This window comes from Bacillus sp. 1021 (assembly GCF_014534735.1).
GTDB classification, from domain to species: domain Bacteria; phylum Bacillota; class Bacilli; order Bacillales; family Bacillaceae; genus Bacillus; species Bacillus siamensis.
This window is the reverse complement of record NZ_JACVSR010000003.1, coordinates 48,487-65,672: the sequence shown is the minus strand read 5'-3', so window position 1 is coordinate 65,672 and position 17,186 is coordinate 48,487. Positions and strand designations below refer to the sequence as shown.

The 17,186-nt window shown below is 47.2% G+C and carries 17 protein-coding genes and 1 pseudogene; 12 read left to right on the top strand and 6 right to left on the bottom strand.

Annotated elements, in window-relative coordinates; translation table 11 throughout:
• Positions 1-140 precede the first annotated feature (140 nt).
• From dxs to spo0A, 6 genes are all read left to right on the top strand, one after another.
• Entirely contained in the window at positions 141-2,042 is a 1,902-nt protein-coding gene (gene dxs / locus ICW23_RS11900) for a 1-deoxy-D-xylulose-5-phosphate synthase (protein ID WP_016939005.1), read from the top strand.
• A complete protein-coding gene (locus ICW23_RS11895; protein WP_016939006.1) occupies positions 2,039-2,884 on the top strand; it encodes a TlyA family RNA methyltransferase in 846 nt (281 codons plus the stop codon). The genes dxs and ICW23_RS11895 overlap by 4 nt, the downstream gene beginning before the upstream one ends.
• Positions 2,885-2,980: 96 nt before the next feature.
• Positions 2,981-3,430 (top strand): transcriptional regulator AhrC/ArgR, encoded by a 450-nt coding sequence (ahrC, locus tag ICW23_RS11890; protein ID WP_003153173.1) that lies wholly within the window; start codon positions 2,981-2,983, stop codon positions 3,428-3,430.
• A 31-nt stretch (positions 3,431-3,461) separates the two neighbouring features.
• A complete protein-coding gene (gene recN / locus ICW23_RS11885; protein ID WP_045926698.1) occupies positions 3,462-5,192 on the top strand; it encodes a DNA repair protein RecN in 1,731 nt (576 codons plus the stop codon).
• Between the two features lie 163 nt (positions 5,193-5,355).
• The gene (gene spoIVB / locus ICW23_RS11880) at positions 5,356-6,636 is read left to right on the top strand and encodes a SpoIVB peptidase (protein ID WP_016939008.1); all 1,281 of its coding nucleotides are present in this window, start codon (positions 5,356-5,358) and stop codon (positions 6,634-6,636) included.
• A gap of 279 nt (positions 6,637-6,915) precedes the next feature.
• Positions 6,916-7,716 (top strand): sporulation transcription factor Spo0A, encoded by an 801-nt coding sequence (spo0A, locus tag ICW23_RS11875; protein ID WP_003153177.1) that lies wholly within the window; start codon positions 6,916-6,918, stop codon positions 7,714-7,716.
• A gap of 141 nt (positions 7,717-7,857) precedes the next feature.
• Here the strand turns inward: spo0A and alr are convergent, their stop codons facing one another.
• The 6 genes from alr to ICW23_RS11845 all read right to left on the bottom strand — a co-directional run bounded on the left by alr (position 7,858) and on the right by ICW23_RS11845 (position 12,173).
• Entirely contained in the window at positions 7,858-9,039 is a 1,182-nt protein-coding gene (gene alr, locus ICW23_RS11870; protein ID WP_047475647.1) for an alanine racemase, read from the bottom strand.
• Between the two features lie 185 nt (positions 9,040-9,224).
• Positions 9,225-9,437, bottom strand: a complete 213-nt coding sequence (locus ICW23_RS11865; RefSeq protein ID WP_016939010.1) for a spore germination protein — start codon at positions 9,435-9,437, stop codon at positions 9,225-9,227.
• Positions 9,438-9,561: 124 nt separating this feature from the next.
• A complete protein-coding gene (locus ICW23_RS11860) occupies positions 9,562-9,774 on the bottom strand; it encodes a spore germination protein (RefSeq protein ID WP_032864884.1) in 213 nt (70 codons plus the stop codon).
• Positions 9,775-9,898: 124 nt separating this feature from the next.
• Positions 9,899-11,017 (bottom strand): NADH-dependent flavin oxidoreductase, encoded by a 1,119-nt coding sequence (locus ICW23_RS11855; protein ID WP_188154553.1) that lies wholly within the window; start codon positions 11,015-11,017, stop codon positions 9,899-9,901.
• 93 nt (positions 11,018-11,110) lie between these two features.
• Entirely contained in the window at positions 11,111-11,248 is a 138-nt protein-coding gene (locus tag ICW23_RS11850; protein ID WP_162829239.1) for a hypothetical protein, read from the bottom strand.
• Between the two features lie 292 nt (positions 11,249-11,540).
• A complete protein-coding gene (locus tag ICW23_RS11845) occupies positions 11,541-12,173 on the bottom strand; it encodes a helix-turn-helix domain-containing protein (protein ID WP_188154552.1) in 633 nt (210 codons plus the stop codon).
• A gap of 148 nt (positions 12,174-12,321) precedes the next feature.
• Between ICW23_RS11845 and ytaF the strand changes: the two genes are divergently transcribed.
• From ytaF to ICW23_RS11815, 6 genes and pseudogenes are all read left to right on the top strand, one after another.
• On the top strand, positions 12,322-12,954 hold the full coding sequence (gene ytaF / locus ICW23_RS11840; RefSeq protein WP_188154551.1) for a sporulation membrane protein YtaF: 633 nt from the start codon (positions 12,322-12,324) through the stop codon (positions 12,952-12,954).
• Between the two features lie 307 nt (positions 12,955-13,261).
• Positions 13,262-13,508 (top strand): annotated as a pseudogene (locus ICW23_RS11835) (hypothetical protein).
• 19 nt (positions 13,509-13,527) lie between these two features.
• Positions 13,528-14,154 (top strand): N-acetylmuramoyl-L-alanine amidase family protein, encoded by a 627-nt coding sequence (locus ICW23_RS11830; RefSeq protein WP_188154550.1) that lies wholly within the window; start codon positions 13,528-13,530, stop codon positions 14,152-14,154.
• Between the two features lie 87 nt (positions 14,155-14,241).
• Positions 14,242-14,979: a glycerophosphodiester phosphodiesterase gene (locus ICW23_RS11825; protein ID WP_064779010.1), complete on the top strand. Its 738-nt coding sequence runs from the start codon at positions 14,242-14,244 to the stop codon at positions 14,977-14,979.
• Positions 14,980-15,116: 137 nt separating this feature from the next.
• A complete protein-coding gene (locus ICW23_RS11820; protein WP_188154549.1) occupies positions 15,117-16,298 on the top strand; it encodes an acetyl-CoA C-acetyltransferase in 1,182 nt (393 codons plus the stop codon).
• 20 nt (positions 16,299-16,318) lie between these two features.
• Positions 16,319-17,170 carry a 3-hydroxybutyryl-CoA dehydrogenase gene (locus tag ICW23_RS11815; protein ID WP_188154548.1) on the top strand — a complete coding sequence of 284 codons (852 nt, stop codon included), beginning with the start codon at positions 16,319-16,321 and terminating at the stop codon, positions 17,168-17,170.
• The last annotated feature ends 16 nt before the right edge of the window (positions 17,171-17,186 follow it).

The following is a 17,186-nucleotide window of genomic DNA, read 5'->3' as shown; positions in this document are numbered from 1 at the left end:
CGATCCTGATTTGAAGGGGCTGCCGCTCCTATGGTAAAATGTAAGCAGTTTCGATGAAAATAAAAAGAGAGTCTTTTTCTTTTTTCAAAAAGACACTGTTTAATTTGCAGAAATTCATGCTGAAAGTGAGTTGATCCGCTTTGGATCTTTTATCAATACAGGACCCGTCATTTCTTAAAAAGATGTCAATTGAACAGCTGGAAGAGCTGGGTGAGGAAATCCGCAATTTTCTCATCACATCGCTGTCTGCCTCAGGCGGCCATATCGGGCCGAACCTTGGGGTTGTCGAGCTGACGATTGCGCTTCACAAAGAATTTGACAGTCCGAAAGATAAATTTTTATGGGATGTCGGACATCAGTCCTATGTTCATAAACTGTTAACCGGACGCGGCAAGGAGTTTGAAACCTTGCGCCAATATAAAGGGCTTTGCGGTTTCCCGAAACGCAGCGAAAGCGAACATGACGTATGGGAAACAGGCCACAGCTCAACATCGCTCTCAGGCGCGATGGGAATGGCTGCCGCCCGCGATATTAAAGGGACGAAAGAATATATCATCCCGATTATCGGGGATGGCGCTTTAACCGGAGGAATGGCGCTTGAAGCACTGAACCATATCGGTGATGAGAAAAAAGATATGATCGTCATCCTGAATGATAATGAGATGAGCATTGCGCCGAATGTCGGGGCGATTCATTCTATGCTCGGCCGGCTTCGCACGGCCGGCAAGTATCAATGGGTAAAAGACGAGCTTGAATATTTATTTAAGCGCATCCCGGCCGTCGGCGGAAAATTGGCCGCCACGGCTGAGCGGATAAAAGACAGCTTAAAATATATGCTTGTGTCAGGCATGTTTTTTGAAGAGCTGGGTTTTACGTATTTAGGCCCGGTAGACGGTCATTCCTACCACGAGCTGTTTGAAAACCTGCAATACGCCAAAAAAACAAAAGGTCCTGTCCTTTTACATGTCATCACAAAAAAGGGCAAAGGCTATAAACCGGCAGAGACCGACACAATCGGGACATGGCACGGAACGGGTCCGTACAAAATCAATACGGGTGATTTCGTCAAGCCGAAAGCCGCGGCGCCTTCATGGAGCGGACTCGTCAGCGGGACCGTGCAGGAGCTGGCGCGCGAGGATGACAGAATTGTCGCGATTACACCGGCCATGCCGGTCGGTTCTAAGCTGGAAGGGTTTGCGAAAGAATTTCCAGAGCGCATGTTTGATGTCGGAATCGCAGAACAGCATGCGGCGACGATGGCCGCGGGAATGGCGCTTCAAGGCATGAAGCCGTTTCTCGCGATCTATTCGACCTTTCTGCAGCGGGCGTATGATCAGGTCGTCCATGACATCTGCCGTCAAAACGCGAATGTATTTATCGGTATTGACCGCGCGGGTTTGGTCGGCGCTGACGGGGAGACCCATCAAGGCGTCTTTGACATTGCCTTTTTGCGTCATATACCGAACCTCGTTTTAATGATGCCGAAGGATGAAAATGAAGGCCGCCATATGGTCAATACAGCTCTTGCTTATGAGGAAGGTCCGATCGCGATGCGCTTCCCGCGCGGAAACGGGCTCGGTGTAAAGATGGATAAAGAGCTGAAAACCATTCCGATCGGAACATGGGAAGTGCTCCGTCCCGGAAAAGACGCGGTGATTTTAACGTTCGGAACGACCATTGAAATGGCGCTCGAAGCGGCTGAAGAACTGCAAAAAGAAGGCCTGTCCGTGCGTGTCGTCAATGCGCGTTTCATAAAACCGATTGATAAACAAATGATGAAGGCGATTCTTAATGAAGGTCTGCCGATTTTAACGATTGAAGAAGCCGTGCTTGAAGGCGGATTCGGAAGCACGATTCTTGAATTCGCTCATGACCTCGGCATGTATCATACGCCGATTGACAGAATGGGCATTCCTGACCGGTTCATTGAGCACGGAAGCGTAACCGCCCTGCTTGAAGAAATCGGTCTCACAAAGGCTGAGGTTATGAACCGGATTAAACTGCTGATGCCGCCGAAGACACATAAAGGAATTGGATCATGACAGCAAAAAAAGAACGATTAGATGTACTTCTTGTAGAAAAAGGCCTTGCGGAAACGCGGGAAAAAGCGAAACGCGCCATTATGGCGGGCATCGTATACTCAAATGAAAACCGATTGGACAAACCGGGTGAAAAAATCGCCCGGGATCTTCCGTTAACGGTAAAAGGAAACCCTCTTAAATACGTCAGCAGAGGCGGATTAAAGCTTGAGAAAGCTCTTGAGGTGTTTCCCGTCTCAGTAAAAGGCAAAACAATGATTGATATCGGCTCGTCTACTGGAGGATTTACAGATTGCGCCCTCCAAAACGGCGCCGAACGGTCCTATGCAGTAGATGTCGGCTATAATCAGCTCGCTTGGAAGCTGAGACAGGACGAGAGGGTCGTCGTCATGGAACGGACGAATTTCCGCTATTCCGAGCCTTCCGATTTCACAGAGGGTCTGCCGGAATTCGCGACGATCGATGTTTCTTTCATCTCACTCCGTCTTATTCTGCCGGTTTTAAAAACGCTGCTTGTGCCGGGAAGCGATTGTATCGCACTGGTGAAGCCGCAATTTGAAGCCGGACGTGAATCAGTCGGAAAAAAAGGCATTGTCAGAGATCCCGGCGTTCATGCTGACGTTCTCCGCCGTATGAATCAGTTTGCCGCTTCTGAAGGATATACAGTGAAAGGACTGTCCTTCTCACCGATTACAGGGGGAGACGGCAATATCGAGTTTCTGCTTCATTTGAAGTGGGAGGGAGAAGACGGAAACGGCGCTGAACTGCCGGAAGAAGATATTCTCCGTACCGTCCGCGAAGCACATGAAACATTAAAAGCCAAAAAGACAGATGTACCGGAATAATAGGGGGCTATTATTCCTTTTTTCTGCCATCATGTACTTTTTATCAAGAAGCGGTTAACATAATGACAAGAACAGCTTGAAAACAGAGGTGCTTACATGACAAAAGGCCAAAGGCATATAAAAATCAGAGAGCTTATTACAAGCCATGAGATTGAAACGCAGGATGACTTAGTTGACATGCTGAGAGAAGAAGGGTATAAGGTAACCCAGGCGACTGTTTCCAGGGACATTAAAGAACTGCATCTCGTAAAGGTGCCGACCAATAACGGTTCCTACAAATACAGCCTGCCGGCGGATCAGCGGTTCAACCCGCTGTCAAAACTGAAGCGTTCATTAATGGATGCGTTCGTAAAAATTGACTCAGCAAGCCACATGATCGTATTAAAAACGATGCCGGGGAATGCGCAGGCAATCGGCGCTTTGATGGATAATCTCGAATGGGAAGAAATCATGGGCACGATCTGCGGAGATGACACAATTTTAATCATCTGCAGGACGCCTGAAGATACGGAGGGCGTTCAAAGCCGTCTTTTGGAGCTGCTGTAGCGTAATTATCAGATAAAAGGTGGAATGCTGTTTGTTAGCTGAACTATCAATAAAAAACTTTGCCATTATAGAGGAACTGACGATTTCGTTTGAACGGGGGCTCACCGTCCTGACGGGAGAAACAGGGGCCGGCAAGTCAATTATTATAGACGCCGTTTCCCTGTTAGTCGGCGGCCGCGGGTCGTCTGAATTTGTCCGTTACGGTGAAACAAAGGCCGAGCTTGAAGGACTGTTTCTTTTGGACAGCGGCCATCCCGTTTTTGAGGTGTGCCGAGAGCAGGGAATAGACGCATCTGACGACATGATTGTCATGAGAAGAGACATTAATGCCGGGGGAAAAAGCGTCTGCCGTGTCAACGGAAAATTAGTAACGATTGCGGCTTTGAGGGAGATCGGCAGACTTTTATTAGATATTCACGGGCAGCATGACAACCAGCTTTTAATGGAAGATGACAAACATTTAGAGCTTTTGGATAAATTTGCGGGCGCTGAGGCCGAATCAGCGCTTCAGGCATACCAAGAAGGCTACGACCGTTATATGAAGCTGCTCAAAAAAGTGAAGAAGCTGTCGGAAAGCGAACAGGAAATGGCGCATCGGTTAGATCTGATCCAATTTCAGCTTGAAGAAATCGAATCAGCGAAGCTTGAATTGAATGAAGACGAACTTCTTCAAGAAGAGCGGAAGCAGATATCCAACTTTGAAAAAATTTATGAATCATTGCAAAACGCCTATAATGCGCTTCGCAGCGAACAGGGGGGGCTTGACTGGGTAGGAATGGCCTCTGCCCAGCTTGAAGACATTTCGGATATCAATGAACCGCTGCAAAAGCTGTCAGAAAGTGTGTCAAGTTCCTATTATCTGCTGGAGGATGCAACCTTTCAAATGCGCAATCTGCTAGATGATCTGGAGTATGACCCGGAACGGCTGAATTTTATTGAAACCCGTTTAAACGAGATTAAACAGCTGAAGCGTAAATACGGAGCGACGGTCGAAGACATTCTGGAATACGGCTCCAAAATAGAAGAGGAAATTGATCAAATCGAAAACCGCGACAGCCACCTTGAAGCGCTGAAGAAGGAACTGGAGTCCGTCGGCAAAGATGTGGCCGTAGAAGCCGCCAATTTATCAAAAATCAGAAAAGCCTGGGCGAAAAAACTGGCGGAAGCAATTCATCAGGAATTAAAGAGCCTGTATATGGGCAAATCAACGTTTGATACGGAATTCCTCGTGAAAACCGATCCGTCTGCCAGTGAAGCGCCGGTTGTCAACGGCCAGCCCGTGCAGCTTACCCAAAAGGGAATTGACCTTGTGAAATTTTTAATTTCAACGAACACAGGTGAGCCGTTAAAACCGCTGTCAAAGGTCGCATCCGGCGGCGAACTTTCAAGGGTGATGCTGGCGCTGAAGAGTATTTTTTCTTCCCAGCAGGATGTCACCTCCATCATCTTTGATGAAGTGGACACTGGCGTAAGCGGGCGGGTTGCCCAAGCCATCGCGGAAAAAATCCATAAAGTATCGACCGGTTCACAGGTGCTCTGCATTACACACCTGCCGCAGGTTGCCGCTATGGCGGATACGCACCTTTTGATCGCAAAAGAATTCAAAGACGGACGGACGACAACGCATGTCACGCCGCTTTCAAAGCAGGATAAGGTAGCGGAAATCGGCCGTATGATTGCGGGTGTTGAAGTGACCGACCTGACAAAACGGCATGCGCAAGAGCTTTTAAAACAGGCCGGACAGGTAAAAACGACAGGATAAGCTGCTGATACAGGCAGCTTATTTTTTTGTTCCATTTCTCTAACAGTGTATCCAATGTTTTTCTTCGTATGCCGGTTATAAATCAAGCGCAGGAAGGCAAAAGTATAGAGGTAGCAGAAAAAGAAAGTGGTGTGGGATAGGAGCGAGGAGAGTGAAGGAATGAATGCACGATAACATGAGGAAAGCAATAGGTGTAATTCTCCTTGTTTCTTTACTAAGTGTAGGCTTTTTTAAGCCATTTAAAGAATATTTACTGATACCGTCAGAAATGAGCGTCTTTGAAAACCAGACACAAGCCGTTCCGGTCAATGCATCAATAAGCGCTGAAAAGGGCGAATTATCAGAAGCCTTTACGCTGAAAGAAGAGCACGGTCATGCAAGCATAACAGGGCAAAAACAAGGCCGGTCAGAAGTAGTATATGATCTTGCCGGGTTTCCCATTAAAAAAACGAAAGTGCGTGTCCTTCCTGAATTGAAGGTCATTCCGGGCGGACAGTCCATCGGTGTAAAACTGCATTCAGTCGGTGTTTTGGTCGTCGGCTTTCACCAGGTGATGACAAAGGATGGGAAAAAGTCTCCGGGAGAACAAGCGGGAATTGAATCTGGCGACATCATTATTAAAATGAACGGACATAAAATTGAAAAAATGAGCGACATCGCCCCGTTTATTCAAAAAGCGGGTAAGACCGGGGAATCTTTGGATTTATTGGTGAAACGCGATAAGCAAAAAATCAAGACAAAGCTGATTCCGACAAAGGACGAAGCTGAGGGAAAATATCGAATCGGACTTTATATCCGTGATTCGGCAGCCGGCATCGGCACGATGACATTTTTTGAACCGAAAACAAAAAAATACGGCGCATTGGGCCACGTCATTTCTGATATGGATACGAAAAAACCGATTGTTGTGGAAGACGGCGAAATCGTCCGTTCAACTGTAACATCAATTGAAAAAGGAAAAGGCGGCAATCCCGGCGAAAAACTGGCAAGGTTTTCGTCAGAACGGAAAACGATCGGCGATATTAACCGCAACAGTCCGTTCGGCATTTTCGGGAAACTGCATCAGCCGATTAAAAACAACATCTCAGACAAAGCGCTTCCGATTGCTTTGTCAAATGAAGTGAAAAAAGGACCGGCGCAAATGCTGACGGTTATTGAAAACGATAAAGTAGAGAAATTTGATATTGAAATCGTCAGCACTACTCCGCAAAAATTCCCGGCAACTAAAGGAATGGTGTTAAAAGTGACCGATCCGAAACTGCTGAAAAAAACCGGCGGAATCGTTCAGGGAATGAGCGGAAGCCCGATCATCCAAAACGGGAAGGTCGTCGGGGCCGTAACCCACGTGTTTGTCAATGATCCGACAAGCGGCTACGGCGTTCATATCGAATGGATGCTTTCTGAAGCGGGTGTTGATGTTTATGGAAAAGACAAAGCAAGCTGACTGCCGGATCATCCGGCAGTTTTTTTATGTGCGCGTTCTTCACTTCTTTCCAGGATTCATGTAAAATAAGACATGAAGATTTTTCGACAAATTCACGTTTCCTGATTTGTCAAACTTAATTTTTAGTCGAAAAACCTAGAAAATGCTAGAAAAACAAAGATATTCCACTATTATTGGTAAATATGGATTTTTTAAAAGGGGAAGTAGTGGTTTTGTCGAATGTAACATGTAGCAGTCAAATAGGTTGTGTCCTGTTAATACATTGGGGGAGGAAGAAACGTGGAGAAAATTAAAGTTTGTGTTGCTGATGATAATCGAGAGCTTGTAAGCCTGTTGAGTGAATATATAGAGGGACAGGATGATATGGAAGTAATCGGCGTTGCTTATAACGGGCAGGAATGTCTTTCTTTGTTTAAAGATAAAAATCCCGATGTGCTCGTTTTAGATATTATTATGCCGCATCTGGACGGACTGGCGGTTTTGGAGCGGCTCCGTGAATCAGAGCTTGAGAAACAGCCGAACGTTATCATGCTGACGGCATTCGGTCAGGAAGACGTTACGAAAAAAGCCGTCGATTTAGGAGCGTCCTATTTCATCCTGAAGCCGTTTGATATGGAAAACCTTGTCGGCCATATCCGCCAGGTAAGCGGAAATGTCAGCAGCGTCACACACCGTGCGCCGTCTGCACAAAGCAGCATCATTCGCAGCCAGCCGGAGCCGAAACGGAAAAATCTCGATGCCAGCATTACAAGCATTATCCATGAGATCGGTGTGCCTGCCCATATTAAAGGCTATCTTTATTTGCGGGAAGCCATTTCCATGGTGTACAACGATATTGAACTCCTCGGCAGCATCACAAAAGTCCTTTATCCCGACATCGCCAAAAAATTCAACACGACCGCAAGCCGTGTAGAACGGGCCATCCGCCACGCGATTGAAGTCGCTTGGAGCAGGGGAAATATTGATTCCATTTCTTCGCTGTTCGGGTATACCGTAAGCATGACAAAAGCAAAACCAACCAACTCAGAATTCATCGCGATGGTTGCTGACAAGCTGAGATTGGAGCATAAAGCTTCGTAACGCAAGCTTTATTGCAAGATGACGTTTTACGCCTTCTTTTCCGTGCATGAATGCGGAAGAGAAGGCGTTTTGAGTTTTTCTGACGAAGATCCCTCCGGCCCGAGGAATCTTAATGCTGCATAAAAGCGGGATTTACGGCATCTACACATATAACACGGGAGCTGATACTTTGATGATTTCGCCGTCTCTGATATAAAAGCGGGGGACGCGGCGGCTTAACGCAGATACGACTTCGTAGTTAATCGTACCGAGCATTTCGGCAATTTCATCAACGGAAATCTCGGCTCCTTTTTGTTTGCCGTAAATGACGACTTCTTCTCCTTGTTTGCCCTCACTATCACCCAAACTGACCATAATCATATCCATCGTCACTCTCCCCGCCACCGGCACTCTTCTGCCGCGGTGAAGAATAAACCCGCGGTTGGAAAGGGCGCGCGAGTAGCCGTCAGCATAGCCGATCGGAATTGTCGCGATGATTTCACCCGGTTCGGCGATATATGTGGCGCCATAACTGACGGTCCGGGGCTCTGTCACCATAGCTTTCACATAAGCGATACGCGCCTTTAAGCTGAGTGCGGGCGTGAGATCTACGAGGTTCAGCTCCTTTATATAAGCGGACGGGTATAGTCCATATAAACCGATGCCTAAACGGATCATATCGGCGCTGAATTCGGGAAAAGCGATAGCGGCGGCTGTGTTGCACATATGGACAGTAGGCAGCGGGATGTCTTGATTTTTTAAAAAGCGGAGAAAGCTGATGAACTTTTCATGCTGCAGCATTGTCAATTCAGTATCAGGTTCATCCGCTGTTGAAAAATGGGTAAAGATCCCGTCCCATGACAGGTATGTACTCGACTTGAGCGCTTTTACAACTGCTAAAAGGTCTTCTTCTGTGCGTACACCCAGCCGGCCCATTCCGGTATCCACATTGATATGAATGGACAGCCGTTTCGAATCAGCTTCTTTTTCCAATATCTGATTTGCTTTTTTGACCCAGCTGACTTGAAACGCTGATAATGTTATATTCCACAAGGCAGATTTTTTTACACAGCTGAGAGCTGTAAAGCCGAGCACAAGGATAGGTGCCGTAATTCCCGCTCTCCGTAACACAATTCCCTCTTCAACGCTGGCAACCGCGAGCTCGCTCGCGCCGCTTTCCAGTGCCTGCCGCGCTACTTCCACAGAGCCGTGGCCATAAGCATTTGCTTTTACGACGGCCATAATCTTTGACTTCTTCGGAATATGGCGGCGGATCGCCCGTACATTCTTTTTTATCGCATCAAGGTCAACTTCAATCCAAACTTCCCGGCAAAGTTTTTTCATCGCGATTCCTTCTTTCCTTAATGAGATTCAGTACTGACGTGTTTTCATGCTTTCAATCTGCATTTTATTCACACTGAACTGAAATCATTCAAAACATGAGAAGGTGACCGCTGATGTTTAAAATCAAGTTTTCGGGAAATCAGTGCGCCTGCTTTATTTATGCAGTAAGGGCTGCATGGCAGCCCTTAAATTGACTTCACAATATTCTGATCTGAAAATTGGTGTTCAAACATTTTGGACTGGCTTACAGCATTGTTTTGAATGACAATGCCGATATTTCCCCCTCCGGAACCGAAAACGGTTTTTGATGCAGTCAGCGGACTGATGGATATGGCGCCGCCAACATTGACAACGCCGTTTCCTGATACGTTGTTTATCGTAATCGGGCAACCGCTCATTCTATTTTTTCTCCTTTCTCTCACAGTCTACTATCTATATGTACGCTGTAATATGAAATAAGATTAAACAAAACGGCAAAAAAAACCGGCTGCTGTGAGCCGGAAAGGGAGGGAAATACAGATATCATAGTGTTTTCGTTACATTTTGATCAGAGAATTGCGAGTTTAGAGATTGAGACGTGCTGAATTGGTTTAATTGCAGAACAATACCTATATTTCCTCCTCCTGAGCCGTAGACGGTTTTTGATACGGTTAAAGGGCTTATCGAAAACGCCCCGCCGACATTGACAACTCCGTTTCCGGAAAGACTGTTAATCGTAATAGGAAAACCAGCCATCATATACGGTCTCCTTTCTATTAATCTATTTACTATATGTACGCTGCAAATCAGAAATAGGAGTAAACAAAGCGGTAAAAAGTTATGAAACAAAAAAACTGCCGGACGTCCGGCAGTTTTTTGATTACTTTTCAAACGGCACCCAGCCGCCTGTATTCTGGATCATTTCCCATAACGGTTCAGGAAGTCGGTATTTCTCAATTTCAGATGCTTTAATGGCTTTTTCGATTTCCTGTTCGCGGCCTTCTTTGACCAGCACCGCCCATTCAGGGTTAATTAAAATGACACGTCCCAGAGCCACCAGCGGAATCCCGCTTTCTAATACGGCGAGCGCTTCGTCCGCGGTATAGATGGAACCGACCGCCATCAGCGGCACTTTGTGGCCGACGCGTTCGTTTAATAAATCCATCCGTGTCCGTGAAGTATCTGCGCCGCGGCGGGCTTTGGAATTGACATCCATCAGTGAAATATGCAGATAATCCAAGTTTTCTTCCGCAAGTGCATCAGCGAGCATGAATGTTTCTTTCATTGTAAGCCCCGGCGTTTCCGGCTCTTCAGGTGACAGACGGTAGCCGAGAACAAATGGATGTTCAGCGTGTGCATCAATTGCCTGTTTGACAGCGTCAACGACTGCAAGCGGGAACGCAAGGCGCTTTTCATCGCTCCCGCCCCAGCGGTCTGTGCGCCGGTTTGTTTTCGGAGAATAAAATTGTTGAATCAAGTATCCGTTTGCCCCGTGAATTTCTACACCGTCAAAGCCGGCTTCAATCGCTCTGCGTGTCGCTTCGCCGAATGCTTTTACAATGTGCTCAATCTCTTGTTCAGTGAGAGCCCGGGAAGTTTGTCTGCCGTCTTCTTCTGAACCGCTTGGGCTGACGACGTCGTTATTCGGTACGAGTTCAGGAGGGCATTCCAATCCGCCATGGTGAATCTGCACAACGGCTTTCGCTCCTTGAGACTGGATCGCTTGAGCGAGTTTTTTCAAGCCGGGAATGTGAGAATCATCATAGATGCCGGGCTGGCCGGGAAACGCTTTGCCGTCAGGTGTTACGTTTGCACATGCCGTAATGACCATGCCCATTTCTTTTGAACGGGGAGTAATGTAGCTCAATTCACGTTCAGAAATCGTTCCGTCATCGTTTGAGGAATAGTGTGTCATCGGTGCAACGGAAATACGGTTTGGTCTGGTAACGCCGCTTTCGAACGTAAAAGGTTCAAACAGCGGTTTATATGTTTGCTTCATTATTTCGCCTTCTTCCTTAAAAGTTTAACTCGTCCGTATTCTAGCTTATGTTTTAATTGTGTGCAATTATTTTGCTTGTTCTTCTTCCTGAGGTTATGACCGGCCGAACCATTTAAACGACTGGAACGGTTTTCTCCGTTCCTTTTCAGGGTCTTTATACCCGCCTGAAATTTGATGGCCGATCGAGCTGAATATGACAGCGGCGGCGAATAGGAGAATGATTTTTTTCATATGCATATCTTCTTTCTTATCTTTTACAAGGTTATTTATAAGCATACGCTTGTGTGAAAAAACCGTCAAATTTGTTTTTTATTCTTTTTTCCACTTTCCTGCGGCGAATATCGTTCCGATCTGAATCACAACACTTAACAGAGCGCACACTGCCACAACTGTGTTGCTGTCCATAGAAGACACCCTCCTTTTTGTTAGGTTAATGTATCATATGACAGCTGTCTCTGTTTTGACAAAACCGTAATGCGGTGTTTCATATTTTTCAACAAAAAAGGGCGCTTTTTAGGCGCCTTTACTTTTTTTTCAGCCGATGCAAAGCGATTTGAACGGCGATGGCGTCATCCAGATAGCCGATCGGAAACATGTAATCCGGAATCACGTCTGTCGCTAAAATATAATACAGGAGCGCACTCCCTAGAATCGGGCGGTCTTCAGCCGGTGTTGATTCATCCATATATTGATGATGCATGTTTTTCAAGTGATCAATAAAAGGGCCGACACTTTCTTCATTATTCATTTTCTTTTGAAACTCATCACAAATCAGGCGATGGCCCTGCTGGGTTTTGGCATATTGTTCATATCTGGTCAGTTCGCGTTCAATTTGTTCACGGGAAAAAGGCTGATCAAACATCTCCCCCATGTTCAGCATATCCTGAATCGCGTGCATCGGATCTTGCGGCGCAGTCTCTTTTTCATGGCCGATGTCTATTCCTGACGCTTCAAGCAATTCCTCCAGCGGGGTGCGGAGGTGCTTTGAAAATTCCTGAAGATGCTTTAAATTGGCCTTCTGCTTGCCGTTTATAATCCGGGAGATGGTGGCCGTATCAATGTTGGCTAATGCGCCGAGTTTTCTCATGGAGAGAGAGTGCTTATCAAGCAGTGATTTTAAAAGGGGGCCCAATGTCTTATGTTCATTTTCTGCCAAGGGTGTCACCTCGTTTCCGCCGGAATGATGATAATCAGTCAATAATTTTTGCAGGAAAAGGTACCTTTTCTGTGCTGATGAATAGGATAGTGTAGATTGGAACAGCACAACATGTTGAAAAGACATCAAAGAATGGGGAGAACATAACATGGCTTGGTTATTGATTTTAGGTTTGGCAGTGTCCTCGAGCATTGATAATTTAGGAGTGGGGATGTCATACGGCATCAGAAAGATCAAAATATCGCACGCATCAAATACAATGATTGCTTTTATCTGTTTTTTATTCAGTTATATCGGAATTTATTTCGGTAAATGGATTTCAGCCGTTTTACCGGGCTTTTTTCCCGTTTTGCTGGCGGCTTTTATTTTATCTGTGATCGGCATCCGCATCATCCTGCTGGCTGTGCCGAGAAAAAAAGAAAATACAACGCCTGCTGACACGTCTGGAAAAAAAGGCCGTTTCGCCGGTCTGCTGCAAAATCCGGAGACAGCGGATGCTGACGGTTCGGGAGAAATCGGTATATTGGAATCCATGGTTCTCGGGGTGGCCGTATCCGCAAATGCGCTGACCAACGGATTAAGCGCGGGCCTGATCGGGCTTTCTCCCGCTGCCATTTCCATCACTGCGGCGATCGGAAGCTTTCTGACCATATGGATCGGCTGCCTGCTTGGGAAAAAAGCTGCGTCACTGCGCATCGGTACTTTCCATGTCGGACAGTTCAGCACGGTGCTGAGCGGTGTGATTATTCTCATCATTGCCGTCAATACGCTGCTCTTTTAAGTTGTCCCGTTCATTTTATGAAAAGCTCAAAATAAATATGAATCATTCTGTTCGGGAGAGCGCATGACGGGCTCTCTTTTTTTGCCGATCTGTCATTTTTTCAAAATGAATAGAAAGTCGTCCGTTTCCGTTAAATTTTGCATATCCGGCCATAAGACAGAACCTTTTTCATGGACGGATCAGCTCGCTTTCTTTCTAAGTTCAGGTAATCAGCGGGTCAGAAAGCCTTTATTCCAAATATGGAAAAACGCTGGAGGGACGAAGGCGCCCTTTACAAATCCGCCATTCTGTACAAAGATAAAGCCGAATGAGAAAACGTGAGGTGATCTGTGTGAAGTCTGTCATCCTTCTGATCTTCACTGCATGGCTGCTGTCAGGCTGCGAGTATACCGCGGAGGCGGATTCGGCGCCGTCATTTACACAGGAAGGAACATTTATAAAAGCGGCTTGAATGTCAGTTTCTGCCTGAACATATGGCGGTGCAAATCACCTATAAAAAAGAGAGCAATGGACAATTACGGCTTGAAGAACTGAAAAAAGAAACAGATATGTGAAAAACGGGGAGGAAAAAACGTGGGCCTACTGACAAAAAGCGCTGCTGCATTCGGTGCCGCCCTTCTTCTGCTTGCGCCGTCCGCTTATGCAGCCGAACTTTTGCAAGGGAAGACCATCTATATTGATGCCGGTCATGGCGGAGAAGACAGCGGGGCCGGGGGAAATGGACTGCTGGAGAAAAACATCAATTTAGCGGTGTCAAACAAGGTAGCCGCCAAATTGGAAGCAGAAGGTGCAACACCTGTTGCGTCAAGGACTGATGATACTTTTTTAAGTTTGGACGAGCGGGTGGCGAAAGCAAGCGCCAGCCAATCCGATTTATTCGTCAGCCTTCATACGAACTCAGCCGTATCGACGGCATCGGGTACAGAAACGTATTTTAATTCAACATATGAAGGAGCAGACAGCGAAAGGCTTGCTTCTGATATCCAACAGCAGCTTGTCTCGTCTCTAGAGATGAGGGACAGAGGTGTAAAAGAAGCCCCTTTTTATGTCATTACATATTCAAAAATGCCTAGTGTGCTGGCTGAATTAGGCTTTATCACAAATCCTCAAGATGCGGACAAGCTGAAAAACGCTAACGGGCAAGAACACGCCGCCGACGCCATTGTAAATGGAATCGAAACCTATTACAGCGGCCAATAATCGTAAAATATGTGTAAATAGCGCCCACCTTACGTGCATAACGATTATAATAGAGAAAACCGATGACAAACACCTGAGGTGACACATATGACGACTATTTTTGCCCACCGGGGGGCGTCGGGCGACTATCCCGAAAATACGATGCCCGCGTTCACAAAAGCGATTGAGGACGGGGCGGACGGAATCGAACTTGACGTACAGATGACAAAAGACGGCCGTATCGTGGTCATTCACGATGAAACCCTTGACCGAACGACGTCTTTACAAGGATTTGTGAAAGATACAGCGTATGACAAAATCAGAACCGCCGATGCCGCCGGAAAATGGAAAGATTCTTTTAAAGGAGTCAGAATTCCGCTTTTGTCAGACGTGCTGCGTTTTGCGGAGCGCGCCGATTTTCTGATCAATATTGAGCTGAAAAACAGTGTATTCCGCTACGAGGGAATGGAAAAAGAAGTGATCAAAAAAGTCAGGTATTACGGATTGGAAAAGCGCGTTATTTTTTCTTCATTTAATCATGAGAGCCTCGCGCTTTGCCACGCCTTGGCGCCTGAGATTGAACGGGCGGTGCTGACGATGGATGTGCTGTACCGGCCTGAACAGTATCTCGCTTCAATTCCCGCTTCAGGTTATCATCCGAAGCTTGGTACGCCGGCGGTCAGCGCTGAAGCGATCAAACATCTTGTAAAACACCAAGTGAAGCTCCGTCCGTTCACCGTTAATCGTCCGGAAGATATGAAGCAGCTGATGAAAGCGGGAGCAGACGCATTTTTTACCGATTATCCAAAGCTGGCTGTTTCTATAAAAGAAGAATGCCGCCATTAAGAAGACTGTTCAGACAGTCTTTTTTTTATGGGCAGAAACCGGAGGGGCGATCATAACGTGATCAGGAGGTTCATATAGTGTAACAGGGCGTTTTATGTAAGCGTTATCTTTTATTTTACTGAAAGTGAGGCAAAAGTGTGGGGAAAACGGTTATCGTCAGTGCGGCAAGAACACCGTTCGGAAAATTCGGCGGTGCATTAAAAGAGGTAAAAGCAGCCGAGCTTGGCGGCATTGCCATAAAAGAAGCAATCAAGCGCGCCGGCATCGGTGAAAGCGAAGCAGAAGGAGCGGTGATGGGAATGGTCGTCCAAGCGGGTGCGGGGCAGATTCCGGCACGGCAGGCTGCAAGGTATGCCGGGCTTCCATGGTCCGTTCCGGCTGAAACCATTAATAAGGTTTGTGCATCGGGGCTCAGAGCCGTTACCCTCTGTGATCAAATCATCCGGGCAAATGATGCCGACGTGCTGATTGCAGGCGGAATGGAAAGCATGAGTAACATCCCGTACGCCATTCCGGCCGGCCGCTGGGGTATAAGAATGGGAGACGGGGTTTTTCAGGATTTAATGGTCCATGACGGGCTGACCTGTGCGTTCGATCAGGTGCATATGGCTGTCCACGGAAGCGCTGCGGCCGAAAAGTACGGCATTTCCCGAGATGAACAGGATAATTACGCTCTTTCAAGCCAGAAACGCGCGGCTGAGGCGGCTGAGACGGGCAAATTGCAAGAAGAAATCGTTCCGGTTACCTGGACCGGCCAAAAGGGAAAACAGCATACTGTTACGCAGGATGAGGGGCTGCGCCCTGATACGAGCCTTGAGCAGCTCGCAAAGCTTAAGCCTATTTTTACAGCCGGCGGAACGGTTACAGCGGGAAACGCTCCCGGTGTAAATGACGGCGCCGGAGCATTTGTGCTGATGTCAGAGGAAAAGGCCGCGAAGCAGCATGTCAGACCGCTCGCTGCGATACTTGGCTTTGCGTCTGTCGGACTGGAAGCGTCTGAACTTGCCAGCGCACCGGGAGAAGCGATCAGCCGGCTTTTGAAAAAAACCGGACTGTCCGTTGACGATATTGATTTGTTTGAAGTAAACGAAGCATTTGCGTCCGTCGTGCTCGTCAGCGAAAAGATTGCCGGATTCAGCCGGGAGAAAGTGAATGTAAACGGAGGGGCGATCGCGTTCGGCCATCCGATCGGCGCAAGCGGCGCCAGAATCATCATGAGTTTGATATACGAATTAAAGCGGCGCGGAGGAGGTTTAGGCATAGCGGCGATATGCAGCGGAGCGGCCCAAGGAGACGCCGTCCTGCTGGAGGTGTACTGATATAACGAGGGGAGCGTCAGATGAAGATGAAAACAATCATGGTCGCAGGTGCCGGTCAGATGGGAGCAGGTATCGCGCAGACGGCTGCAGAAGCTGGGTTTTCCGTCATGTTATACGATGTGGAGCCGGAATCGGTGACAAAAGGCCTTTACCGCATAAAGACAAATCTGGAGAAAGATCAGGCGAAAGGACGCAAGACACGGCATGAAACAGAATCCGTTTTCAGCCGCATCTCCCCGGCAGCGCTCACAGAAGCGGGAGATGCTGATTTTGTAATAGAAGCCATTGCCGAGAACAAAACAGCAAAGACTGAATTACTCGGCACACTTGACAAAATGTGTCCCCCTCATACCGTATTGGCAAGCAATACGTCTTCTCTTCCCATTACGGAACTTGCCGCTGTCACAAAAAGGCCTGACAAAGTAATCGGCATGCATTTTATGAATCCGGTTCCTGTCATGGAGCTTGTCGAGGTTATCAGAGGGCTTGCTACGTCGGAAGAAACGGCGGAAACAGTAAAAAAGCTTGCCGTCCAGATGAAAAAAACGCCTGTCGAAGTCAATGATTTTCCAGGCTTTATATCTAACCGTATATTAATGCCGATGATTAACGAGGCCGTATATTGTCTTTACGAAGGGGCGGCTTCAAAGGAAGCGATTGATGAAGTGATGAAGCTCGGCATGCGTCATCCGATGGGTCCTTTAACATTAGCCGACTTCATCGGATTGGATACATGCCTTTCCATAATGGAGGTTCTCTATGCGGGGTTCGGAGATTCGAAATACCGCCCATGCCCGCTGCTCAGAAAATATGTCAGCGCCGGCTGGCTCGGCAAAAAAAGCGGGCGCGGTTTTTATGAGTACAACAGATGACATAAAAATCATGGGG